At 85.1% G+C, this 610-nt stretch carries 1 pseudogene; it reads left to right on the top strand.

The features are described 5' to 3' along the window. Positions 1–299: 299 nt before the first annotated feature. Positions 300–610 (top strand): annotated as a pseudogene (locus E2C06_RS39055) (hypothetical protein); the annotation flags it as partial.

The following is a 610-nucleotide window of genomic DNA, read 5'->3' as shown; positions in this document are numbered from 1 at the left end:
CCCCGCCGTCCCTCGGCGCAGCGCCGCCGCCGGACGCCGCGCCGGATCCGGCCGCCCTGGCGGGCCAGGCGGGGCTCCCGCCGCCCGGGCCTGTGCCGGCATCCCCGGCGTGCGCGGCCACTGACGCCGCGGACCAGGCATCCGCGGCGGCCAAGCCGGCGCAGGTCGGCCGGGCCAGGGCCGCGCCTGCCAAGGAGGGGCACGCTGCGGCAACACCGGACGCCCTGCCGTCGCTGGCCGAGCCGCCCGCCGCGACCGCGCCGGGGGCCCTGCCGCCTGCCGTGCAGGAGGCGGCCGCCGTGCCGCCCGCCCCGGCTCCCGGCCCGACCCGCGCCGGAAAGTCTCCGGCCGCCGCGCCGGGCCCGGCGGCGGAGCCCGAGGCACCGCCCGCCGGCACCCCGCCCCCCATCCCGGCCGGTCCCGTGCCGGAGGGAAATCCCGCCCAGGACGGGCTGGCCACGGTCCCGGCACATCCCGCCGCCGCCCCGCCCGGTGCCCAGCCGGTCCCGGCGGCTGCCTCGGCCGCCGAGGCCCAGGTTCAGGTCCAGGCCCAGGCGCTCGCCGGCGCGCCCGCCGCCGCCCCGGGGATGGCGGCCGGGCCCGCCGCGCC

This window comes from Dankookia rubra (genome assembly GCF_004355005.1).
In the GTDB taxonomy this organism is placed as follows: domain Bacteria; phylum Pseudomonadota; class Alphaproteobacteria; order Acetobacterales; family Acetobacteraceae; genus Paracraurococcus; species Paracraurococcus ruber_A.
This window is presented reverse-complemented; position numbering and strand designations above follow the sequence as displayed.